At 66.0% G+C, this 23,014-nt stretch carries 22 protein-coding genes; 7 read left to right on the top strand and 15 right to left on the bottom strand.

Annotated features, from left to right (window positions below; translation table 11 throughout):
* Positions 1–124: 124 nt before the first annotated feature.
* From RT97_RS16945 to RT97_RS16935, 3 genes are all read right to left on the bottom strand, one after another.
* The gene (locus RT97_RS16945) at positions 125–1,480 is read right to left on the bottom strand and encodes an ATP-binding protein (RefSeq protein ID WP_172672216.1); all 1,356 of its coding nucleotides are present in this window, start codon (positions 1,478–1,480) and stop codon (positions 125–127) included.
* A 109-nt stretch (positions 1,481–1,589) separates the two neighbouring features.
* The gene (locus RT97_RS16940) at positions 1,590–2,249 is read right to left on the bottom strand and encodes a response regulator (protein ID WP_042579965.1); all 660 of its coding nucleotides are present in this window, start codon (positions 2,247–2,249) and stop codon (positions 1,590–1,592) included.
* A 138-nt stretch (positions 2,250–2,387) separates the two neighbouring features.
* A complete protein-coding gene (locus tag RT97_RS16935; protein ID WP_042579964.1) occupies positions 2,388–3,158 on the bottom strand; it encodes an IclR family transcriptional regulator domain-containing protein in 771 nt (256 codons plus the stop codon).
* Between the two features lie 132 nt (positions 3,159–3,290).
* Here RT97_RS16935 and pobA point away from each other — a divergent pair, with 132 nt between their 5' ends.
* Positions 3,291–4,472 carry a 4-hydroxybenzoate 3-monooxygenase gene (gene pobA, locus RT97_RS16930; protein WP_042579963.1) on the top strand — a complete coding sequence of 394 codons (1,182 nt, stop codon included), beginning with the start codon at positions 3,291–3,293 and terminating at the stop codon, positions 4,470–4,472.
* On the opposite strand, the gene RT97_RS16925 is transcribed toward pobA, so the two are convergent.
* Genes RT97_RS16925 through RT97_RS16910 form a run of 4 tightly spaced genes read right to left on the bottom strand, consistent with a single transcriptional unit; the run spans position 4,469 to position 8,525 of the window.
* On the bottom strand, positions 4,469–4,873 hold the full coding sequence (locus tag RT97_RS16925) for an SRPBCC family protein (protein ID WP_042579962.1): 405 nt from the start codon (positions 4,871–4,873) through the stop codon (positions 4,469–4,471). The two genes, pobA and RT97_RS16925, sit on opposite strands and share 4 nt — an antisense overlap.
* Before the next feature lie 23 nt (positions 4,874–4,896).
* Positions 4,897–5,265, bottom strand: coding sequence for a VOC family protein (locus RT97_RS16920; protein WP_042579961.1), 369 nt, complete (start codon positions 5,263–5,265; stop codon positions 4,897–4,899).
* Positions 5,244–6,155: a helix-turn-helix domain-containing protein gene (locus RT97_RS16915; RefSeq protein ID WP_042579960.1), complete on the bottom strand. Its 912-nt coding sequence runs from the start codon at positions 6,153–6,155 to the stop codon at positions 5,244–5,246. The genes RT97_RS16920 and RT97_RS16915 overlap by 22 nt, the downstream gene beginning before the upstream one ends.
* A 39-nt stretch (positions 6,156–6,194) precedes the next feature.
* Positions 6,195–8,525 (bottom strand): xanthine dehydrogenase family protein molybdopterin-binding subunit, encoded by a 2,331-nt coding sequence (locus RT97_RS16910; protein WP_042579959.1) that lies wholly within the window; start codon positions 8,523–8,525, stop codon positions 6,195–6,197.
* Positions 8,526–8,745: 220 nt separating this feature from the next.
* Between RT97_RS16910 and aat the strand changes: the two genes are divergently transcribed.
* Genes aat through RT97_RS16895 form a run of 3 tightly spaced genes read left to right on the top strand, consistent with a single transcriptional unit; the run spans position 8,746 to position 11,198 of the window.
* Positions 8,746–9,501, top strand: a complete 756-nt coding sequence (gene aat / locus RT97_RS16905; RefSeq protein WP_042579958.1) for a leucyl/phenylalanyl-tRNA--protein transferase — start codon at positions 8,746–8,748, stop codon at positions 9,499–9,501.
* Positions 9,498–10,331 carry an arginyltransferase gene (locus tag RT97_RS16900; RefSeq protein WP_042579957.1) on the top strand — a complete coding sequence of 278 codons (834 nt, stop codon included), beginning with the start codon at positions 9,498–9,500 and terminating at the stop codon, positions 10,329–10,331. The genes aat and RT97_RS16900 overlap by 4 nt, the downstream gene beginning before the upstream one ends.
* A 30-nt stretch (positions 10,332–10,361) precedes the next feature.
* On the top strand, positions 10,362–11,198 hold the full coding sequence (locus RT97_RS16895; protein WP_042579956.1) for an IclR family transcriptional regulator: 837 nt from the start codon (positions 10,362–10,364) through the stop codon (positions 11,196–11,198).
* An 82-nt stretch (positions 11,199–11,280) separates the two neighbouring features.
* Here the strand turns inward: RT97_RS16895 and RT97_RS16890 are convergent, their stop codons facing one another.
* The 8 genes from RT97_RS16890 to RT97_RS16855 all read right to left on the bottom strand — a co-directional run bounded on the left by RT97_RS16890 (position 11,281) and on the right by RT97_RS16855 (position 20,974).
* Entirely contained in the window at positions 11,281–12,504 is a 1,224-nt protein-coding gene (locus tag RT97_RS16890; protein ID WP_042579955.1) for a serine hydrolase, read from the bottom strand.
* Positions 12,505–12,621: 117 nt separating this feature from the next.
* Positions 12,622–14,160 carry a 2-isopropylmalate synthase gene (locus RT97_RS16885; RefSeq protein ID WP_042579954.1) on the bottom strand — a complete coding sequence of 513 codons (1,539 nt, stop codon included), beginning with the start codon at positions 14,158–14,160 and terminating at the stop codon, positions 12,622–12,624.
* 124 nt (positions 14,161–14,284) lie between these two features.
* Entirely contained in the window at positions 14,285–15,988 is a 1,704-nt protein-coding gene (leuA, locus tag RT97_RS16880) for a 2-isopropylmalate synthase (protein WP_042579953.1), read from the bottom strand.
* 185 nt (positions 15,989–16,173) lie between these two features.
* The gene (gene pssA / locus RT97_RS16875; protein WP_013540986.1) at positions 16,174–16,998 is read right to left on the bottom strand and encodes a CDP-diacylglycerol--serine O-phosphatidyltransferase; all 825 of its coding nucleotides are present in this window, start codon (positions 16,996–16,998) and stop codon (positions 16,174–16,176) included.
* Positions 16,999–17,181: 183 nt separating this feature from the next.
* Complete coding sequence (gene ilvC, locus RT97_RS16870) at positions 17,182–18,198, bottom strand: ketol-acid reductoisomerase (protein WP_042579952.1); 1,017 nt, start codon at positions 18,196–18,198, stop codon at positions 17,182–17,184.
* A gap of 53 nt (positions 18,199–18,251) precedes the next feature.
* A complete protein-coding gene (locus tag RT97_RS16865) occupies positions 18,252–18,515 on the bottom strand; it encodes a DUF4282 domain-containing protein (protein ID WP_042579951.1) in 264 nt (87 codons plus the stop codon).
* A gap of 54 nt (positions 18,516–18,569) precedes the next feature.
* Positions 18,570–19,061, bottom strand: a complete 492-nt coding sequence (ilvN, locus tag RT97_RS16860; protein WP_013540983.1) for an acetolactate synthase small subunit — start codon at positions 19,059–19,061, stop codon at positions 18,570–18,572.
* 128 nt (positions 19,062–19,189) lie between these two features.
* Positions 19,190–20,974: an acetolactate synthase 3 catalytic subunit gene (locus RT97_RS16855; protein ID WP_013540982.1), complete on the bottom strand. Its 1,785-nt coding sequence runs from the start codon at positions 20,972–20,974 to the stop codon at positions 19,190–19,192.
* Positions 20,975–21,258: 284 nt separating this feature from the next.
* Between RT97_RS16855 and RT97_RS16850 the strand changes: the two genes are divergently transcribed.
* The 3 genes from RT97_RS16850 to RT97_RS16840 all read left to right on the top strand — a co-directional run.
* Complete coding sequence (locus RT97_RS16850; RefSeq protein WP_042579950.1) at positions 21,259–21,825, top strand: RNA polymerase sigma factor; 567 nt, start codon at positions 21,259–21,261, stop codon at positions 21,823–21,825.
* A complete protein-coding gene (locus RT97_RS16845; protein ID WP_042579949.1) occupies positions 21,822–22,244 on the top strand; it encodes a DUF3619 family protein in 423 nt (140 codons plus the stop codon). Before RT97_RS16850 ends, RT97_RS16845 begins: the two co-directional genes overlap by 4 nt.
* A 56-nt stretch (positions 22,245–22,300) precedes the next feature.
* Positions 22,301–23,014: DUF3106 domain-containing protein (locus tag RT97_RS16840; protein ID WP_253278251.1), on the top strand; the 714-nt coding region annotated here is incomplete at its 3' end.

Here is a 23,014-nt window from a genome sequence, read left to right as displayed (position 1 = left end):
GAATGTCGTTGCGCTGACTTAAGCGCCGCTTAAACGGGAGTTGCTCTCTCTTCCCCTGGGAGATGTTGGTGTGAAGGCATCGGCCTTGACCCAACCGCCGCACCTCATCGGGCGCAGGGCACCCTCACCCCAGCCCTCTCCCCGAGGGCGAGGGAGCGAATACGACGCGCACGCGCAGCCCGCCGAGACTGGGGGATTTCTCCAGCGTCACCGTGGCGCCGTGCAGGTCGGCAATCGACTTGACGATGGCCAGCCCGAGGCCGCTGCCGGGCGCCTGCGGTTCGCCCGAACGGTAGAAGCGATCGAGCACGCGCTCGCGCTCCACCTCGGGCAGGCCGGGGCCGCTGTCGTCCACGCTGAGTTCGACCGCATCGCCGAGCCTGGCGATGCCGATGTCGACGCGCCCCTCCTCGGGCGTGTACTTGACCGCGTTGTCGAGCAGGTTGCGCAACAGCATGCGCAACGCCTCGGGCTGGCCTTCGACCACCGCGGCATCGGCATGGGCGACACCGATGTCGATGCGCCGGGCCTGCGCGGCCGCCACGGCATCCGAAATCGCCAGCCGCGCCACTTCGGCCAGATCGACCGGCTCCGGCTTCGCACCGGCCGCCATGCTGGCCTCGTGCCGCGCCAGCGCGAGCATCTGCTCGACCAGCCGCGTCGAGCGGTCGATGCCCGCGACCAGCCGGCTCACAGCGATGTCGCGCGCGGCATCGTCGGGCGCGCGCTGCAGGCCCTGCACCTGCAGCTTCAATGCCGCGAGCGGCGAACGCAGCTCGTGCGCGGCATCGGCGACAAAGTGCTTCTGCGCATCGAAGGCGTGGCGCACCCGGCCGAACAGCAGGTTGAGCTCCTGCACCAGCGGGCGCACCTCTTCGGGCAGGCCTTCTTCGCTGACCGGCGAAAGATCGTCGGCCTGCCGCGAGGCCACCTGCTTCCTCACGCGCGCCACCGGCGCGAGCGAGCGGCTCACGACCCACCACACGACCAGCATCAGGAGCGGCGCCATCAACGCGACCGGCGCGATGGTGCGCAGTGCCAGCGTGCCGGCCATGCTGCGCCGCGCCGCCATGTCCTGCGCCACCTGGATCACGAGGCCGCGCGTCTGCATCGAGAACACGCGGTAGGTGGTGCCACGTGCGCGCACGTCGGCAAAGCCCAGCACCGCGAGCTGCGGCAGCGCCGCCTGCTCGGCGGACTCGAAGACACGCACGCCGTCGGCGGTCCACACCTGCACCACGAAGTCGAAGTTCTGCTCGCCCCCGCCGATGCCGCCGACGGCCGCGCTGGGCGGCAGGCCCGAGCGCAGCGACATCGCCATCTGCTGCATGTGGTAATCGAAGATGTCGTCGGCCTCGTGCAGCACCGTGCGGTAGGCCACCAGGGCCTGCGCGCCGGCGGCCAGCACGATGGCCGCGAGCAGGAACCACAGCAGGCGCGCGCGCAGCGATCCGGTCAGCGAGCCCATGATCCTGCTCATGCGCACTCCCTCCGTGGGACGACACGGAACCGGCTTTGCCGGGCCGTTGGCGTCGCCCCCGGCAGGGGGTGGGCGAAGCGACACGAAGTACGCGAAGCCTGGGGGCGAGTCATATTTTCGGCACCATGTAGCCGACGCCGCGGACGTTGCGGATGAATTCGGCGCCGAGTTTCTTGCGCAGGCCGTGCACGTAGACCTCGACCGCATTGCTGCTGATCTCGTCCTTCCAGCTGTAGAGCTTTTCCTCGAGTTGGGCGCGCGAAAGCACCATGCCAGGGCGCGCCAGCAGCGGCTCGAGCACCGCCCATTCGCGCGCCGACAGCACCACCGGCTGCCCGGCCACCGTGACCTCGCGCGTGGCCGGGTTGATGCTCACGCCCATGTGCTCGTACACCGGCTCGGCGCGCCCGGCCGCGCGGCGCAGCAAGGCGCGGATGCGGGCCAGCAGCTCGTCGAGGTCGTAGGGCTTGAGCACGTAGTCGTCGGCGCCGGCATCGAGCCCTTCGATGCGCTGCTGCACCGAGTCGCGCGCGGTGGCGATCAGCACCGGCATGCGCTGCTTGCGGGCGCGCAGGCTGCGCAGCACTTCCAGGCCGTCGCGGCGCGGCACGCCCAGGTCGAGCAGCACCAGGTCGTATTGCTGGGTGCGCAGGGCCGACTCGGCGGCCTCGCCGTCTTTCACCCAGTCCACCGCGTATTGCTCGGCGCGCAGCAGGTCGAGCACGGCCTCGCCGATCATCACGTCGTCTTCGAGAAGCAGGAGTCGCATGGTTGTGTTCCGTTGTACGGTCTGCGGGATTCGAGGCAGTGGCCGTGGCGAAGTTCAGTTGAGAGGCTCAGAGGCAATTCGGCGCGACCGAGCAGGTTTGCGGGGATGAGCGGTCATGTCGGATTGCCTCTCAGCCTCTCAGAGCAGCGACCGGACTTCGCGCGCGGCCTCGAACAGAAGCGGCAGCATCTCGCGCTGCAGGGCCTCTTCCTGGTAGCGCGTGCCCGACAGCACCACGTTGAGCGCGGCCACCGTGTGGCCCTGCATGTCGCGCAGCGGCACCGCGAGCGCCTGCACGCCGAGCTCGTGCTCCTCGCTGGCAAAACAATAGTCGTCCTTGCGCGTGCGGGCAATCAGCTGCCGCAGGCCCCGCGCCTGCGTGACGGTGTGCGGTGTCAACCGCGCCAGGTGCCGCCCCTTGAGCCACTGCGTGAGCTGTGCGGCGGGCATCGCCGCCAGCAGCACGCGTCCGGTGGATGTCGCATGCGCCGGCAGCCGCGCGCCCAGGTGCAGGCCGTAGGCCAGCACCCGCGTCGGCGTGCCGTAGCTGCCGCTGCGCGCGACGATGACCACCTCTTCGCCGTCGAGCACCACGGCGGAGAACGATTCGCCGGTCTGCGCCGCGAGGCGGTTGAGCGTGGGTTGCAGCGCGCGCGGCAGGCGCGACGAGGCGAGGTAGCTGCCCGAGAAGCGAAGCACCTTGGGCGCCATCCAGAAGTAGCTGCCGTCGGTCTCCAGGTAGCCCAGGTGGGCGAGCGTGAGCAGGTGGCGGCGGGCGGCGGCGCGCGTGAGGCCGGCGCGCTCGGCGGCCAGCGTGGCATTGAGCCGCTGGCGCTCGGTGTCGAAGCTTTCGAGCACCGCCATTCCCTTGGCGATGCCCTCGATGAAATCGGCCTTGGCGATGGTCATTCGGGGTTTCCGTCGAACTGTTGCGCGATCATCGCGCACGCGTTCGCATGATCGCACAGAGCCTCCGAATGCCGTGAACCAGGCGGCCGGCCGCGCCCTACGCTTGGCAAAACCTCTATCGGAGACACGAACATGCGCACCCAGGTCGCGATCATCGGCGCGGGCCCCGCCGGCCTTCTGCTCGGTCAACTGCTTTTCAAGGCAGGCATCGACAGCGTCATCGTCGAACGCCAGAGCGGCGAGTACGTGCTCGGCCGCATCCGCGCCGGCGTGCTCGAACAGGTGACGATGGACCTGCTGGCGCGCGCCGGCGTCGATGCGCGCGCCCGCTCCGAAGGGCTGCCGCACGAAGGCATCGAGTTGCTCTTCAAGGGCGCGCGCCACCGCATCGACATGCACGGCCTCACGGGCGGCAAGCAGGTCACGGTGTACGGCCAGACCGAGGTGACGCGCGACCTGATGGAAGCGCGCACGGCCGAAGGGCTCACCACGATCTACAGCGCGGCGAATGTGAGCCTGCACGATTTCGACTCGGCCAAGCCGCGCGTGCGCTACGAGAAAGACGGGCAGACGCACGAGATCGAATGCGACTTCATCGCCGGCTGCGACGGCTACCACGGCGTGAGCCGCGCGAGCGTGCCGGCCGATGCGATCCAGACCTACGAGAAGGTCTACCCCTTCGGCTGGCTCGGCGTGCTGGCCGACGTGCCGCCGGTGTCGCACGAACTGATCTACGCGAACACGGAGCGCGGCTTCGCGCTGTGCAGCATGCGCAGCGCCACGCGGTCGCGCTACTACGTGCAGGTGCCGACCGAAGAGCGTGTCGAGAACTGGAGCGACGAAGCCTTCTGGAACGAGCTGCGCGCGCGGCTCGACCCCGAGGCCCGCGAGCGGCTGGTGACGGGCCCCTCGCTGGAGAAAAGCATCGCACCGCTGCGCAGCTTCGTTGCCGAGCCGATGCGCTTCGGCGCGCTCTTCCTCGCGGGCGACGCGGCGCACATCGTCCCGCCGACCGGCGCGAAGGGGCTGAACCTCGCGACGGCCGATGTGGGTTATCTCTCGCGTGCGTTCGAGATTTTCTACGCGGAGAAGTCGGCCTCGGCGCTCGATCGCTATTCGGACCTGTGCCTGCGCCGCGTCTGGAAGGCCGAGCGCTTCTCGTGGTGGTTCACCTCGCTGATGCACCGCTTTCCCGAAACGGGCGCCTTCGGCCAGAAGATCCAGGAGGCCGAGCTCGACTACCTCGTGCATTCGCACGCGGCCTCCACCGCACTGGCGGAAAACTACGTGGGGCTGCCGCTCGAGGATTTCTAGGCAGCCCGCTGCTCGAGCGTGGCCTTCATCGCCTCGCCGCCCTTGGCCATCATCGGCTCGACGTAGGCGGCGAATTCGTCGGGCAGCACGTCGGTGATCCAGACGAAGCGCGATCGGCCTTCACCTTCGGCAAACACCTGCGCGGATGCGTGGTGGTGGCTCGCCTTGCCATCGGTGATGGTGTAGGCCAGCCGGCGGTTCGCCTCGTCGATGCCTACCAGCAGTTCGCGCGCGACGAGCCCGTTGGCAAAGCTCACGATGCGGGCGCCCTGCCCGTCCAGCTTGCAGCCGGTGAGGAAGCCGGGCGCAAGGCGCGTGTGCACCGCACCGAAGTCGCGAAGGGCCTCCCAGACCCGCGCCGCGTCGGCCTCGACGGTGAATTCCTTGTAGATGGTTGCCATGGTGTGTCTCCGCGCCTGCGCGCCTAGGGGCAGACCGCCTCGACGTTGTTGCCATCGGGGTCGATCAGGAAGGCGGCGTAGTAGGTCGGGCTGTAGTCGGCGCGCGGGCCGGCGCCGCCGTTGTCTGTGCCGCCGGCCTCCAGGCCCGCCTTGTGGAAGGCCGCAACGGCCTCGTGATCGGGTGCGCGAAACGCGATGTGCGTGCCCGGGCCGTTGGCGTTTTTCGCGCCCTTGTCTGCATAGAGCCAGAGGGCTGGTGCGTCGGCCGGGCCGATGCCGGCATAGCTGTCGTCGTGGGGGCCCGGCACATGGCCGAGCGGTGCGAGCGCGGCTTCGTAGAAGCGCCGGCTCGCGGCGAGGTCTTTGACTTTCAGTCCGATGTGGTCGTACATGGCGATGACTTCCTGCTTGATGAATGAACCAGGCGGTCATCATCGAGCAGGGTCGCCATGCGGTCTTGGAGAATCTTGCGATCGCCCTTGGCGGCCTGGCGAAAGCCCCGGGGCGACACCCCGGCCGCCCGGTGGAAGGTGCGAACGAAGTTGCTGAGGTCGGCAAACCCGACGTCCAGCGCCACCTCGGTCACGGGGCGGTCGTCGTCCGCCAGCAGGCGCGCCGCATGGCGCAGGCGCGAGCGGACCAGGTACTGGTGCGGCGTCACGCCGAGCACCTGCGAGAACAGGCGCAGGAAATGGAAAGGGCTCAGGCCCGCCTCGGAGGCCGCGCCTTCGAGGCCGATGTCGTCGTGCGAATTGGCGTCGATCCACATCGCGGCATCCACGGCGCGGCGCCTGTCGCGCGGCGCGGCGGACTGCGGCGCCGGCTTGCCGCGCCCGCCCACCACTTCGACGAAGCGGCTGGCGAACCACATGCCCAGCTCGTCCAGGCCGATGTCGCTCTCGCCCTCGGCCGCGACCTGCGCGAGTTCGCCGAGCACCATGAGTTCGGGCAACGGCGGAAGCCCTGCCGTGCGCCAGGTCTGCCTGTCGCCGCCGACCAGGTCGACGAAGCCGGGCGAGAGGTGGAATGCCAGGCACTCGTCGCCGCAGATGTGGTGGTCGTGGGTGCAGACGTACTCGTCGCCCGGGCAACCCACCAACACCGAGCCGGCGACCAGTTCATACGCATTGCCGCGCGTGCGGTAGCCGAAGCTGCCTTTGCGCACGTAGGAGACCGAGTAGTCCTCGTGCATCTCGGTGAACGACGGCGCACCGGGGCCCGCGTCGCAGCGGTAGCTGGACACGCGGATCGGGTCGGTCTGCAGTTCGGTGGTGATGAGCATGGCTTCTGTGCCCCTCCAACACCTTGTCGTGGAAGGCGCTCAGTCCACCGTGTGCATGGCCGCCCACACCCGCGACGGGCTCAGCGGCATGTGCAGGCGAGGCGCGGTCGCAGCGAGGCCGTTGCGCGCGAAGGCATCGGCCACCGCGTTCACGATGGCCGGCGTGGCGCCGATGGTGCCCAGCTCGCCCACGCCCTTCACGCCCAGCGGGTTGTTGGTGCAGGGCGTCGATTCGTCCATTTCCATGTTGAACATGGTGTCGACGATGTCGGCGCGCGGCGCGACGTAGTCCATCAGGCTGCCGGTGACTGGTTGGCCGGTTTCTTGGTCGTACACCACCTGCTCGTACAGCGCCTGTCCGATGCCCTGCACCGCGCCGCCTTCGAGCTGGCCACGCACGATCATCGGGTTGATCACGCGGCCCACGTCGTTGACCGAGCTGTAGGCCACCACGCTGATTTCGCCGGTGGGCGGATCGAGCTCGATCTCGCAGATGTGGCAGCCGTTGGGCCAGGTCGGGCCGGCCACGGTGCTGGTGGAGTCCACGAAGATCTCGCGGTCGGGCTGCTTGCCCGCGAGCGTGAAGAGGTCGAGTTCCAGGTCGGTGCCGGCCACCGAGAAGCTGCCGCGGCTGTAGATGATGTCGTCGATGGCGGCCTCGAACTCCTGCGCCGCGAGCTCGCGCGCTTTGTCGATGGTGCGCTCCGCGCCGATGCGCACGGCCGAGCCGCCGGTGAAGAGCGAGCGCGATCCGGCGCTGCCGAAGCCGTCGCCGCGGTCGGTGTCGCCCAGCACGACGCGCACCTTCTCGATGGGCACGCCGAAGGCATCGACTGCCAGTTGCGCGAGCGAGGTGGCAATGCCCTGCCCCATCGCGTTGACGGCTGAGAACACCTCGATCACGCCATCGGCCTGCACCGACACGGTGACGCGCTCCTCGAACACGTTGCCGCCGGTCCATTCGAGGAAGGTGGCGATCCCGAGGCCCCGGTGCTTGCCGTTCTTCGCGGAGTCGGCGGCGCGCGCCTCGAAGCCCTGCCAGTCGGCCAGCGTGAGGGCCTGGTCCATCACCGACTCGAAATTGCCGGTGTCGTAGACCTGCGCCATCGGGTTCTTGTACGGCATCTGGTCAGGCTGGATGAAGTTCATCCGGCGCAGGATGATGCGGTCGATGCCGGTCTGGCGCGCGGCCTCGTCCATGAGGCGTTCGATGGTGAAAATGGCTTCGGGCCGGCCCGCACCGCGGTAGGCGCCGGTGGGCGCGGTGTTGGTGAGCACCGCCTTGAAATGGAAGTCGATGGTCTGGATGTCGTAGACGCTGGTCTGCACCCAGGGGCCGATGAGCAGCTGGATCGCGACGCCCGTGCCGGTGGCGTAGGCGCCCACGTTGGCCAGCGTCTTGATGCGCAGCGCGAGGATCTTTCCCTCGGCATCGAGCGCGAGCTCGGCCCGCGCCTCGATGTCGCGGCCGTGCGCGCTCGAGAGGAATTCTTCGCTGCGCTCGGCCACCCACTTCACCGGGCGCTGGACCTGCAGCGCGGCGAAGGCGACCGCGATGTCTTCGGGATAGGCGCCGGTCTTCATGCCGAAACCGCCGCCCACGTCGCCCACCACCACGCGCACCTTTTCCTTGGCAAGCCCGATGGCGGCACACACGGAATCGCGCACGCCCGAGGGCATCTGCGTGCTCATGCGGATCGTGAGGCGGTCGGTCTTGGCGTCGTGCGCGGCGAGCACAGAGCGCGGCTCGATGGTGAGCGCGACCACGCGCTGGTTGATGACGTCGAGCGCCACCACGTGGGCGGCCTCGGCGAAGGCGGCGGTTGCCGCCTCGCTGCTGCCGTGGCGCATTTCGGCGGCGATGTTGCCGGTGGCCTCTTCGCACAGCTGCGGCGCGCCTTCGGCGGTGGCGCTGGCGAGGTCGACCACCATGGGGAGGTCTTCGTAGTCGACCATCACGGCCTCGGCGGCGTCGCGCGCCTGCTGGACGGTGTCGGCAATCACCGCGGCCACCGCCTCGCCCACGAAGCGCGTGCGTTCGCTCGCCAAGGCATGGCGCGGCGGGCTGGCGCTGTCGCCGCCGTCGGCACGCTTGAACCCGGCGGCGCCCGGCATCGGCTTGACCTCCGCGGCCACCAGGTCGGCGCCGGTTATGACGCGCAGCACGCCAGGCATGCCGGCGGCCGTGCTCGTGTCGATGGAAACGATGCGTGCGTGCGGATAGGGAGAGCGAAGGAAGACGAGATGCGCCTGGTCGGGGAGCGTGACGTCGTCCGTGTAGCGTCCTGCGCCTGCCAGCAGGCTTTCGTCTTCGAGGCGGCGCACCGCCTGGCCGCTGCCAAAGCGGGTGGGGTTCAGTTCAGTGGTCAACGTGGTCCTCTTGTGCTGATCCCCGGCGGGCAACGTTGGCCAACTGGATCCGCTTTTGGGGGGCAAATAGATGCAGCACTATATGGGCTTCGGGAGTTCTTGTCCGCTAGGACAACAGCCTGTGGCGCACGAACCGCAATCGTTTGCGACTCTTGACCGCGCGGCGGGCATTTTCACCTATCCGCAGGGCCTGCGACCGAAGCCGTGTATACCTACGGCCATGCGACAACTGCCCTGGCTCGAACCCGGAGACACCCTGCCCGACCCGGCATCGGCATGGGGCGTGGCCGACCCCGTTCCCGGCCTTCTTGCGGCGGGGGGCGCGCTCGACGTCGATACGCTGGTGCAGGCATACAGCCGCTGCGTCTTCCCGTGGTTCAGCGACGACCAGCCGATCCTGTGGTGGAGCCCCGACCCGCGCATGGTGCTGCAGGTGGCCGATTTCAGGCTGCACCGGTCGCTTCGCAAGACCCTGGCCCGGTTCGCGTACACCCCGGGCTGCGAGGTGCGCATCGACCATGATTTCGCGGCGGTCATCAAGGCCTGCTCGCTCTCGCCGCGCGTGGGGCAGTCGGGAACGTGGATCGTGCCGGACATGGTGGAGGCCTATACCCGGTTGCACGCGGCGGGCCATGCGCACAGCGTGGAGACCTGGATCGACGGCCAACTCGCGGGCGGCCTCTACTGCGTGGCGCTCGGCCGTGCGGTGTTCGGCGAGTCGATGTTCACCCGCCGCCCGGACGCCTCGAAGATCGCGCTGGCTGCGCTGGTGAGCCTGTGCCGCAGCGCCGGCGTGCAGATGATCGACTGCCAGCAGAACACCGCCCACCTCGCCAGCCTCGGCGCCCGCGAGATGCCGCGCAATCGCTTCGTCGCCCATGTGGCCAAGGCCCGGGAACAGGAGGGGCCACGATGGCAATTCGAGCCCGTATACTGGACCGAACTCCTTTCCGCGCGACCTCTTTCACCGACGTGACGCACCTCAAGGATCTCCCGCTTCACACGCTGCAGTTCTATGCGACGGCGCCCTATCCCTGCAGCTATCTGCCGGATCGCCAGGCCCGGTCGCAGGTGGCCACGCCCAGCCACCTGATCCACAACGACGCATATTCCGACCTCGTGCTCAGCGGGTTCCGGCGCAGCGGCATGTTCACCTACCGGCCCTACTGCGACGGCTGCCGCGCCTGCATTCCGCTGCGCGTGCTGGCCAACAGCTTCCAGCCCACGCGCAGCCAGCGTCGCGCCGCCAAGCAGCATGCCGACCTGCAGGCGCGCGTGCTCAAGCTCTGCTTCGTGCCCGAGCACTACCAGCTTTACCTGCGCTACCAGAACGGCCGCCACGCGGGCGGCGGCATGGACCACGACAGCATCGATCAGTACACCCAGTTCCTGCTGCAGAGCCGGGTCAACTCGCGGTTGGTGGAGTTCCGCGAGACGCTGGCGGACGGCAGCGCGGGTGCGCTCAAGATGGTGTCGATCCTCGACGTGCTGAACGACGGCATCTCGGCCGTCTACACCTTCTACGAGCCGGATACCCGCGCAGCGCCGGGCCGCCCCGAGCAAGCGGACGGCCCCCTCGGGGGGCAGCGAGAGCACGCAGTGCCGAGCGTGGGGGCCACATCCACGGGCTACGGCACCTACAGCGTGCTCTGGCAGATCGAGCAGGCGCGCAAGCTGGGCTTGCCGCACGTCTACCTCGGCTACTGGATCGAGCGCAGCCCCAAGATGCACTACAAGGCGCGCTTTTCTCCGCACGAAGTACTGGTGGATGGACATTGGCAGCCATCCGGCGATTTCACAAGGTAAAATGGCGCTCGGTCATCACCGCACAGCGCCATGAGAAAAAACCAATCCGACGTTCCTGCCGTTCCCGTGATCCAGGTGATCGAGCGCATGTTCGCGCTGATCGACGTCCTGGCGTCTCGTGAGGAGGCCATCTCCCTGAAGGAAATCAGCGAGAAGACCGGGCTGCATCCTTCGACCACGCACCGCATCCTCAACGACCTGGCGGTCGGCCGCTTCGTCGACCGGCCAGAGGCTGGCAGCTACAGGCTCGGCATGCGCCTGCTGGAGCTGGGCAACCTGGTGAAGGGCCGGCTCAACGTGCGCGACGCTGCGCTCGGCCCGATGCGCGAGTTGCACAAGCTCACGCAGCAGCCGGTGAATCTCAGCATGCGCCAGGGCGACGAGATCGTCTACATCGAGCGCTCGTACAGCGAGCGCTCGGGCATGCAGGTCGTGCGCGCCATCGGCGGGCGCGCGGCGCTGCATCTCACCTCCACCGGCAAGCTTTTCCTGGCGGCCGACGACCCGGCACGGGTGCGCAGCTACGCCACCCGCACGGGCCTGGCGGGCCATACCCGCAACAGCATCACCCAACTGCCCGCGCTCGAGCGCGAACTGTCGAAGGCGCGCCAGTACGGCATCGCCCGCGACAACGAGGAACTCGAACTGGGTGTGCGCTGCATGGCCGCCGGCATCTACGACGACCAGGGCAAGCTGGTGGCCGGGCTGTCGATCTCGGCACCGGCCGACCGGCTGGACGAAGGCTGGCTGCCCAAGCTGCAGGCAACCGCCAACGAAATCTCGGGCGCGCTGGGATTCAAGGACGGTATGGCTGCGGCGACGACGCTCCCTTCCCCGTCAGGCGGAACGCCTCCAGCGAGCGCCTGACCCTCTTTGCAAGGGCTTTGAAAGACAAAACGGGCCCGAGGGCCCGTTTTCTTTTTGGCGGCCGCTATCGCGGCGCGGTGGCTCAGCCAGCGACCTGGTAGGTCACGTTGCGCGAAGCAGCCGGCGAGCCCGGGATGGCATGCGTTGCCTCGACCCAGCGGCGAACGCGCTCTGCATCGGCGATGCGGCTGAACTTGCCGGCCGAATCCAGGAACACCATGATCAGCTTGCGACCGGCAACCTTGGCCTGCATCACGAGGCATTGGCCGGCTTCGTTGATGAAGCCCGTCTTCTGCACGCCGATTTCCCAGTCAGGGCTCTTCACGAGGCGATTGGTGGTGTTGAACTGCAGCACGCGGTTGCCGACCTCGACCTGGTATTCAGGCGAGGTGGAGAGCGAGCGCACCGTGGCATCGGAATAGGCGGCGTTGACCAGCAGCGCCAGGTCTTGCGCACTCGATTGGTTGCGGCTCGACAGGCCCGTGGGCTCCACGTAGCGCGTGTCCTTCATGCCGAGCATCTTGGCCTTGGCATTCATGATGCTCACGAAGGTCGTGAGGCCGCCCGGATAGGTGCGGCCCAGCGCATGCGCCGCGCGGTTTTCGCTCGACATCAGCGCCAGGTGCAGCAGTTCGCCGCGCGACAGCGTCGAGCCGATGGTCAGGCGCGAGCGGCTGCCCTTTTCGGTATCGACGTCGTCCTGGGTGATGGTGATCAGTTCGTCGTTCGGCAGATGGGCTTCGCTGATGAGCAAGCCGGTCATCAGCTTGGTGAGCGACGCGATCGGCAGCACGGCGTGATCGTTCTTGCTGAACAGCACTTCATGCGTGTCTTGGTCGATCACGAGAGCGACGCTCGACTTCAGGTCGAGCGCATCGTCCGTGCCGTGCAGGCCGGCCATCTGGCCGAAGGACTGGCGGGGAGGCGCCTCGACGCGCACCACCGAGCGGCGCTGGACCGCCACCACGGTCTTGCCGTTCTTCTTGCGGATCGTGGCCACCACGTTGCGACCACCGCGAACGACCTTGTCGACCTTTTCATTTCGCTCGGCACGCCCGCCGCGAGAGGCGACCGCGGCGACGCGTGCTCCCTTGGCAGAGGCGTTGCGCTTGACTTCGACCGGCACCGGCCCCTTCGCCTTCTTGGAGGCAGCGGCATTGGCGGTCTTGGCGGCGGCGGGCTTTTCTTTCTTCGCGGCCTGGGCGCCAGGCAGCAAAAACGCCGTGGCACAGAGCGCGACGGCGATGAATTTGAATGCGGGTAGGAACCGCTGGCTGGAAACTCGGCGGAGACGGGCTTCAGGCATTAATAAATCTCCAGCGGCGACAAACGAGGACCGCAGTGTATCGAATTCAAAAAAGACACGCAATATCAGTTACTTGCATCCTCTTCTTCATTCGAATACCAAGGAACGCCTGAAAACCTAACCTTGCGCTGCAACTCTCTCAGATTGGCTCTGTAACTTATTGAGAGCACTCAAATAAGCCTTTGCCGAAGCAACCACGATGTCCGGGTCTGCACCCACACCGTTGACCACCCGCCCTGCGTTTTGTAACCGAACTGTAACTTCACCTTGGCTCTCTGTCGAGCCGCTGATCGCGTTCACCGAGTAAAGAACCATCTCGGCCCCGCTCTTGACGTGCGACTCGATGGCTTTCAGCGAAGCATCGACCGGGCCATTGCCCTCGGATTCTCCGGTCACTTCCTTGCCCTGGACGGTGAAGACGACCTTCGCCTGGGGGCGCTCGCCGGTTTCGCTGTGCTGGGAAAGAGAGACAAATGCAAACTGTTCGTCAACGTTCGACAACTCTTCCGCGCTGACGAGCGCGAGGATGTCTTCGTCAAAAATTTCGGACTTGCGATCGGCCAGTTCCTTGAAGCGCAGGAAAGCGGCATTGATGTCGGCCTCGCCGGCCATCGTCACGCCCAGTTCCTGCAGCCGCTGCTTGAATGCGTTGCGGCCGCTCAGCTTGCCCAGCACGATCTTGTTGGCGGCCCAGCCCACGTCCTCGGCCCGCATGATCTCGTAGGTGTCGCGCGCCTTGAGCACGCCGTCCTGGTGGATGCCCGATGCGTGCGCGAATGCGTTGGCGCCCACCACGGCCTTGTTGGGCTGCACCACGAAGCCGGTGGTCTGGCTCACCATGCGGCTCGCGGCCACGATGTGCTGGGTGTCGATGTTCAGATCGAGCCCGAAGTAGTCGCGGCGGGTCTTGACCGCCATCACCACCTCTTCGAGCGAGCAGTTGCCCGCGCGCTCGCCCAGGCCGTTGATCGTGCACTCCACCTGGCGCGCGCCGCCGATCTTCACGCCGGCCAGCGAGTTGGCCACGGCCATGCCGAGGTCATTGTGGCAATGCACGGACCAGATCGCCTTGTCGCTATTGGGAACGCGCTCGCGCAACATCTTGATGAAGTTGCCGTAGAGCTCGGGGATGGCGTAGCCGACGGTGTCGGGCACGTTGATGGTGGTGGCGCCCTCGGCGATCACGGTTTCGAGTACGCGGCACAGGAAGTCCGGGTCGCTGCGGTAGCCGTCCTCGGGGCTGAACTCCACGTCGCTCACGAGGTTGCGCGCAAAACGCACGGCGAGCTTGGCCTGCTCGTGCACCTCGTCAGGCGACATGCGCAGCTTCTTTTCCATGTGCAGCGGCGAAGTCGCGATGAACGTGTGGATTCGCCCGCGCGCCGCGCCTTTGAGGGCTTCTGCGGCACGCGCGATATCGCGGTCATTGGCGCGCGACAGGCCGCACACGGTCGAATCCTTGATCGCATTGGCGATCGCCTTGACCGCCTCGAAGTCGCCGTTCGAGCTGGCCGGAAAACCGGCCTCGATCACATCGACCTTCAGGCGCTCGAGCTGCTTGGCGATGCGCATCTTCTCGTCGCGCGTCATGGAGGCGCCGGGAGATTGCTCGCCGTCGCGCAAGGTGGTGTCGAAAATAATGAGTTGGTCAGCCATCGTGAATCTCCTTGGGTTCTATTCAGCCGTCGATCAGGCCGACGCCGGGCCGCTCCCAAGGCGGCCTGCGGCCCCCTTCGGGGGCTGCGACGACACGCGGTGCGGGAGCGCGGGGGTCATGCCTTCAGGCGACTTCAACCGCCGATTGTGCGCTGTGCGCGCCCCGGCTCCGCGCCCGTTGAACGCCCGAGACGATGGCCTTGAGCGACGCCGTGATCACGTTCGCGTCGATGCCGACGCCGAACAGCGTCTGGCTCTCGTCCACGCGCAGTTCCAGGTAGGCCACCGACTTCGCATCGGCTCCAGCGCCGATGGCGTGCTGGTGATAGTCCATCACGCGCACGGTGTGGCCCGTGGCCTTGCTCAGTGCCTGGGTGAAGGCATCGATCGGGCCGTTGCCGCGGCCTTCGATGGCACGGGTTTCACCATCCCACGGAAGATCGCCGCGCAGGACGACCGAGGCGTTGGCGCCCTCGCCTTCTTCCTCGATCACGCGATGCTGCAGCGACTGCGCGGTCTCGATGCCGTATTCGCTCACGAAGAGCTGCCAGAGGTCCGCCGCGGTGAGTTCCTTGCCGGCGATGTCCATCACGCGCTGCACGCTCTGCATGAATTCCATCTGCAGGCGGCGCGGCATCTCGAGGCCGTATTCGCTCTCGAGCAGGTAGGCCATGCCGCCCTTGCCCGACTGGCTGTTCACGCGGATCACCGCCTCGTAGCTGCGGCCCACGTCCTTCGGGTCGATGGGGAGGTAGGGCATGTCCCAGATGTCGCCTTCCTTGCGCGCGGCGAAGGCCTTCTTGATCGCGTCCTGGTGCGAGCCGGAGAACGAGGTGTACACGAGTTCGCCGACGTACGGATGGCGCGGATGCACGGGGATCTGGTTGCAGTGCTCGACCGTCGCGCGGATCTCGTCGATGTTCGAGAAGTCCAGCTCGGGCGAGACGCCCTGCGTGTAGAGGTTGAGCGCGACGTTCACGAGGTCGAGATTGCCGGTGCGTTCGCCGTTGCCGAAGAGGCAGCCCTCGATGCGCTCGGCGCCGGCCATCAAGGCCAGTTCGCCGGCGGCTGTGCCGGTACCGCGGTCGTTGTGCGGATGCACGCACAACACGATGGAATCGCGACGCGCCAGGTTGCGATGCATCCACTCGATCATGTCGGCAAAGATGTTGGGCGTTGAGTGCTCGACCGTCGTGGGCAGGTTGACGATGCACTTGCGCTCGGGCGTCGGCGCCCAGACTTCGGTGACCGCATCGACCACGCGCTTGGAGAAGACAACGTCGGTGCCCGAGAACATCTCGGGCGAATACTGGAAGGTCCACTTCGTGGCCGGCTGCCTGGCGGCGAAGTCGTTGAACATGCGTGCGTGGCTGCTGGCGAGTTCGACGATCTGGTCCTCGTCCATGCCGAGCACCACGCGGCGCATCACCGGGGCGACGGCGTTGTAGAGATGCACGATGGCGCGCGGGGCGCCTTGCAGCGATTCGAAGGTGCGGGCAATGAGGTGGTCGCGCGCCTGCGTCAACACCTGGATCGTCACGTCGTCGGGAATGCGGTCTTCCTCGATGAGCTTGCGAACGAAGTCGAATTCGACCTGCGATGCGGAGGGGAAGCCGATTTCGATTTCCTTGAAGCCGATCGCCACAAGGGTCTCGAACATGCGCATCTTGCGCGCGATGTCCATGGGTTCGACCAAGGCCTGGTTGCCATCGCGCAGGTCGGTCGACAGCCAGATCGGTGCCTTGGTCAGCACGGCATCGGGCCAGGTGCGGTCCTTGAGGCCGATCGGGGCGAATGCGCGGTATTTGGCTTGAGGTTGCTTGAGCATGTCGATTTCTCTGTGATGGTTGGTAATCAACCAGCAACCCCAAAAACAAACGGCCCGTTGCTGGTGCGAACGGGCCGTGGTGAGGGATTTGCGCGTGCGCTACCGTCTCCGCCCGTGAGGGAGGGCTAGTAGGGCCAGCAGCGAAATCTTGGTCATGAGGGTTGCGAATGTAGCACAAGCGAGATTCAGTTATGCAAGCCCCGCTCGTCCGGTTCTTCGGTCGAGGTGCTGATCACGCTGACCGGCTGGCCCTTGGCCTTGCGCCACGCATAGACCACATAACCGCTCAAGCCGTAAGCCACGAAGAGGCCGAACAGCACCGTTGGCGGATGGATGTTGATGACCGCGATGCCCAGTGCGATGAGCACGATCACGACAAAGGGCACGCTCTTCTTCATCTGCACGTCCTTGAAGCTGTAGAACGGCGCGTTCGTCACCATCGAGAGGCCCGCATAGAGCGTGAACGCGAAGGTGACCCAGGTGATCTGCGTCCACGAGAGGTACAGCACCTCACCGCCGCGCTTGCCCCATTCGTTCACGAGCCAGATGAAGCCCGCCACGAGCGCCGCTGCGGCGGGCGACGGCAGCCCCTGGAACCAGCGCTTGTCGACCACGCCGGTATTCACGTTGAAGCGCGCAAGCCGCAGGGCCGCGCAGGCGCAGTAGACGAAGGCCGCGATCCAGCCCCAGCGGCCGAGGCCCTTGAGAGACCATTCGTAGGCGATGAGCGCCGGCGCAGCGCCGAACGACACCATGTCGGACAACGAATCCATCTGCTCGCCGAAAGCGCTTTGCGTGTTCGTCATTCGCGCGACGCGCCCGTCCAGGCTGTCGAGAATCATCGCGGCGAACACGCCGAGCGCCGCGAGGTCGAAGCGCGCGTTCATGGCCATCACGACCGAGTAGAAGCCGCCGAACAACGCCGCCAGCGTGAACAGGTTCGGCAGGATGTAGATGCCCTTGCGACGCTTGCGCGGCTGCACATCGTCGGGGAGCGTGTCGTCATGCATTGAAATTGCCTCCATCCCTCATGGGCACTGCGCGAGCAGCTATCCAATCGATAGCATTTTGATCTGTGAGTCGCATGGTTCGCAGTGTAGTTCAGGGGGCGCCGCGCCCCCGACAAACAAAAGGGCCACCGCAACGGGTGGCCCTTGGAAAAGAGTGCCAAAGCACCCCTTCTGCTTCGCAGATCAGTTCCGGGTCTGGTCGACCAGCTTGTTCTTCTTGATCCAGGGCATCATCGCGCGCAGCTTTTCGCCGACGACTTCGATCTGATGCTCTGCATTCAGGCGGCGGCGGCTGATCAGCGCGGGCTGGCCGGCAGCGGCTTCGAGCACGAAGCTCTTGGCATATTCGCCCGTCTGGATGTCGCGCAGCACTTGCTTCATGACCTTCTTGGTCTCGTCGGTCACGATGCGCGGGCCCGTGACGTACTCACCGTACTCGGCGTTGTTCGAGATCGAGTAGTTCATGTTGGCGATGCCGCCTTCATAGATCAGGTCGACGATCAGCTTGAGCTCGTGCAGGCATTCGAAGTAGGCCATTTCGGGCGCGTAGCCGGCTTCCACCAGCGTTTCGAAACCAGCCTTGATGAGCTCGACCGTGCCACCGCACAGAACCGCTTGTTCGCCGAACAGGTCGGTCTCGGTTTCTTCGCGGAAGTTGGTCTCGATGATGCCGGCCTTGCCGCCGCCGTTGGCGGTGGCGTAGCTCAGCGCGAGGTCACGCGCCTTGCCGGTCTTGTCCTGGTGCACGGCCACGAGGTGGGGCACGCCGCCACCCTGGGTGTACGTGCTGCGCACGGTGTGGCCCGGGGCCTTGGGGGCGACCATCCACACGTCAAGGTCGGCGCGCGGCTGCACGAAACCGTAGTGCACGTTGAAGCCGTGCGCGAAGACGAGCGAAGCGCCTTCCTTGATGTGCGGAGCCACGTCGTTCTTGTAGACGTTGGCGATCTGCTCGTCGGGCAGCAGGATCATGACCACGTCGGCCGACTTCACGGCATCGGCGACTTCAGCGACCTGCAGGCCGGCCTTGCCGACCTTGTCCCACGAAGCGCCACCCTTGCGCAGGCCGACCACGACCTTGACGCCGCTGTCGTTCAGGTTCTGCGCATGCGCATGACCTTGCGACCCGTAACCGATGATTGCGACCGTCTTGCCCTTGATGAGGCTGAGGTCGGCGTCCTTGTCGTAGTAAACCTTCATGATGCGTCTTTCCTATTTAATCTCGAGCACCCCTCAAGCGGGGGTGCGTTCACTCACAGTTGGCCGGAGGGATTCCGGTCCTTCATTTGCTGGTTGATGGACACGAGGTTGTCGTGAATGCGGAACAGCAGGATCAGCAATTCGCTATAGACGCGAACCATGATCGCGCCGAAAACAAGAATACCGATGGCAGCCAGGATGCGGCCCTGGAACAACGAAATCACCGTTGCAGCCAGCACGCCCAGCAGTCCGAGGAAATACAGAATCCGAATGATGATCGGGGTCACCATCTTCTCGAAACCCAGCAAGTCTTGCATTTACCTTCTCCTCATGTTGATTTGAAACAGTGAAACTGAGGGGATCTTCACCCCCTACACGCGCAGGATGCGCTCGCCGCGCCCGATGCCGCTGGCACCGGTGCGGACAGTCTCGAGGATAGCGCTACGGTCGATCGCTTCCAAAAAAGCGTCGTTCTTGCCGTGATCGCCGGTGAGTTCGATGGTGTAGCTCTTGTCGGTGACGTCGATGATGCGGCCACGGAAGATCTCGGCCATGCGCATCATTTCTTCCCGTTCCTTGCCCACCGCGCGCACCTTCACCATCATGAGCTCGCGCTCGGTGTAGGCACCTTCGGTCAGGTCGACGACCTTCACGACCTCGATCAGGCGGTTCAGGTGCTTGGTGATCTGCTCGATCACGTCGTCCGAACCCGTCGTGACGATGGTCATGCGCGAGAGGCTGGCATCCTCGGTCGGCGCGACGGTCAGCGATTCGATGTTGTAGCCACGGGCCGAGAACAGGCCCACCACGCGGGAAAGAGCACCCGGCTCGTTTTCCAGCAGCACTGCAATGATGTGTTTCATGTTTGCGTGACTCCTCATTTCGCCAACGCGGAAGCTTTCGCTTTCGCCGCCCTCCCCCGCGCACGGTAATGCGCGGGCTCGGCGGGCAATAGATTCGTCAGTAAAGAGTTAAGCGAATGCGCCGCAGATCAGAGATCTTCGGAGCCCAACAGCATTTCGGTAATGCCCATGCCGGCCTTCACCATCGGGAACACGTTCTCGGTGGGGTCGGTGCGGAAGTCCATGAACACCGTGCGGTCCTTGAGCTTGCGCGCTTCACGCAGCGCGGGCTCCACGTCTTGTGGACGCTCGATCAGCATGCCGACGTGGCCATAGGCCTCGGCGAGCTTCACGAAGTTGGGCAGCGCGTCCATGTAGCTGTGGCTGTAGCGGCCGGAGTATTCGATCTCCTGCCACTGGCGCACCATGCCCAGGTAGCGGTTGTTGAGCGAGCAGATCTTGATCGGCGTGTTGTATTGCAGGCAGGTGGAGAGTTCCTGGATGCACATCTGCACCGAGCCTTCGCCGGTGATCGTGAACACTTCCGAATCGGGCTTGGCGAGCTTGATACCCATGGCGTAGGGAATGCCCACGCCCATGGTTCCCAGCCCGCCCGAATTGATCCAGCGGCGCGGCTCGTCGAAGCGGTAGTACTGGGCGGCCCACATCTGGTGCTGACCCACGTCCGACGTGATGTACGCGTCGGCGTCCTTGGTCATGTTCCAGAGCGTCTCGACCACGTACTGCGGCTTGATCACGTCCTTGTTGCCGCGGTCGTACTTGAGGCAATCGCGCGAGCGCCAGGCCTCGATGGTCTTCCACCAATCGGCCAGCGCACCGGCGTCGGGCTTGGTGGTGCTCTCGCGGATCATCGAGATCAGCTCGGTGAGCACGTCCTTCACATCGCCGACGATCGGGATGTCGACCTTCACGCGCTTGGAGATGCTCGACGGGTCGATGTCGACGTGGATGATCTTGCGTTCGTTCGTCGCGAAGTGCTTGGGGTTGCCGATCACGCGGTCGTCGAAGCGCGCACCCACGGCCAGCAGCACGTCGCAGTTCTGCATCGCGTTGTTGGCTTCGATCGTGCCGTGCATGCCCAGCATGCCGAGGAACTTGCGGTCGCTCGCCGGATAGGCCCCCAGGCCCATCAGCGTATTGGTGACCGGGTAGCCGAGCATGTCGACCAGCGTGCGCAGTTCGTTGCAGGCGTTGCCCAGGAGCACGCCGCCGCCGGTGTAGATGTAGGGGCGCTTGGCCGCCAGCAACAGCTGCAGCGCCTTGCGGATCTGGCCGCCGTGGCCCTTGCGCACCGGGTTGTACGAGCGCATCTCGACCTTGTCGGGATAGCCGGCGTAAGGCGTCTTCTTGAAGGAAACGTCCTTGGGCACGTCCACCACCACCGGGCCCGGACGGCCGCTGCGTGCGATGTGGAAGGCCTTCTTCATCGTCATGGCCAGATCCTTCGGATCCTTGACGAGGAAGTTGTGCTTGACGATGGGGCGGGTGATGCCGACCGTGTCGCATTCCTGGAAGGCGTCCAAGCCGATGGCGGCCGTCGGCACCTGGCCAGAAATGATCACCATCGGAATGGAGTCCATGTACGCCGTGGCGATGCCGGTGACCGCATTGGTCAGGCCGGGACCGGAGGTGACAAGTGCCACGCCGACCTCGCCGGTGGCGCGCGCATAGCCGTCGGCTGCGTGCACGGCGGCCTGCTCGTGGCGCACCAGAACGTGCTGGATGGTGTCCTGCTTGTAGAACGCGTCGTAGATGTACAGAACCGCGCCGCCGGGGTAGCCCCAGATGTACTGGACGCCTTCGGCCTGCAGTGCCTTGACCAGCACTTCAGCGCCCATGAGTTCTTGCGTTGGGTTGCCGGCGCCAGAGGACGCGGCTGCTGCGGAGATGATCTCCGCCTTCGAGATTTCCATGATCAACCTTTGTGTTTTTTCGGGAACGAAAAACCTTGGGTGCCCCTTGCCAACCCTTGTGGGGTCGCGCCAGGACTTGAGGCCATAGCCATGAGCGGACTGATGTTCCGCCGGACCTTGACCCGTTTGCCTTTTGACTTGCAGGGCGGATTATGACATCACCGGCCGTTCAGATTCGCTTCAGGTCGCCTGTAAAGGCGCCGGGGCATAATCCGCGGCGGACAACCATAAGCGTTCGCAAGACATCCCTTCCCACGCGGCGCGCCCTTCGCGCCCCCTCTCGCTTGGCCACTGAACAAGAACTCTCCGACTTCCTGAAAAGCGTCGAACGACGCGCTTTCAAGCGCTCGGTCTATCACGTGCGGGACGAAGAAGCGGCGCTCGACATCGTGCAGGACAGCATGATGAAGCTGGCGCAGCACTATGGCGACAAGCCGGCCAACGAGCTGCCGATGCTGTTCCAGCGCATCCTGTCGAACTGCACGCTCGACTGGTTCCGCCGCCAGAAAACACGCCGCGCGCTGTTCTCGAATCTCAGCGATTTCGAATCGGTCGACGACGACGGCGATTTCGACCTTCTGGAGAACTTCGTCTCGCCAACCGACTCCAGAGAGACGGAAAGCGCAGAAGACACCACCCGCCGCGCACAGGTCTTCCACGAGATCGAGGAGCAGATCGCCGCATTGCCGGGCCGTCAACGCGAGGCTTTCCTGATGCGTTACTGGGAGGAAATGGACGTCGCAGAGACGGCCGCGGCAATGGGCTGCTCCGAGGGCAGCGTCAAAACCCATTGTTCGCGAGCCGTTCACGCTCTGAGCAAGGCGCTCAAGGCCAAGGGAATATCGCTATGAACACTAAGGTTCCAACCTCTTCTACCGCCACCGAAGACCAGTTCGGTCAGCGCCTGGCTGCCCGGCTGTCCGCCGGCAACCAGGAACTGCCGCACGACATCGGCGAGCGGCTGCGCGTTGCACGCGCTCAGGCCGTGGCCGCGCGCAAGCAGGCGCCGCAGTTGCGAACCGCGCCCGAGGTGGTGCGGTCCGGCAGCACGCTCACGCTGGGCGGTGGCTGGTGGACCCGTGTGGGATCGGTGGTGCCGCTGATCGCGCTCGTGGCCGGCCTCATCACCATCAGCGTGATGCAGGACGACGACCGCGCCAGCGAACTGGCCGAAGTCGACTCCGCCCTTCTCACCGGCGACCTCCCCCCCGCCGCCTACACCGATCCGGGCTTCGCCCAATTCCTGAAGGCCGACGGCGCCTCCGACTGACCCTCCCCGACCGAATGCGACGCCGCCCCAATTCCAGCGCAAACACCCCCCGTCCCTTGCACCCGCTTACGGCGGGCGCATTCGTTTGGGCTGGCGCGTTTGCCGTTGCGGCCTTCGGCCTGACGCTCGCCTGCGCCCAGCCGCCCTCCGAGGCCAACAAGGCTGGGCAGACAGGCGTTGCGAATTCCGCGTCAGCCGGTAGCGCCAAGGCGGTTCCCGCGACCAAGCCGCTCTGGCACGAACTCACCGCCGAACAGCAGCAGGCCCTCAAGCCCCTGGTCCCGCACTGGACCACGATGAACACCGGGCAAAAGCGCAAGTGGCTGGCACTGTCACGAAACTACGCGAACATGTCGGCCGATGACCAAGTCACCCTGCACAGCCGCATGATCGAGTGGGCCGCCCTGAGCAACCAGCAGCGTGCCCAGGCGCGCCTGAATTTCGCCGAGGTCAAGCGTGTGCCAGCCGACGAGCGCAAGGCCAAGTGGGAGCAATACCAGGCCTTGAGCGAAGAAGAAAAGCGCAAGCTCGCCGAGCAGGCCCCGGCCAAGCCCCGCGGCGCGGCCATTCCCGTGCGCCCCGTCTCGTCGCAGAAGCTCGTGCCGGTGCCGGCCGTCACGCCGCCCGGCCAGCACACGCCCAGGATCGTGCTGGCACCGTCGCCGGCCGCGCCATCCGCATCTGCGGCCGTCCTGGTCACGACGCCGCCGGAGCGCGCGCCTGCCGCGGCCAGCCTCGCGCCCGCCGCGGCGCCTGCGCCCGTCGGCGTC

Origin of the sequence: Variovorax paradoxus (assembly GCF_000834655.1) — a bacterium.
In the GTDB taxonomy this organism is placed as follows: domain Bacteria; phylum Pseudomonadota; class Gammaproteobacteria; order Burkholderiales; family Burkholderiaceae_C; genus Variovorax; species Variovorax paradoxus_F.
Note: the sequence above shows the minus strand (reverse complement) of the source record. Positions and strands in the feature narration are given on the sequence as shown.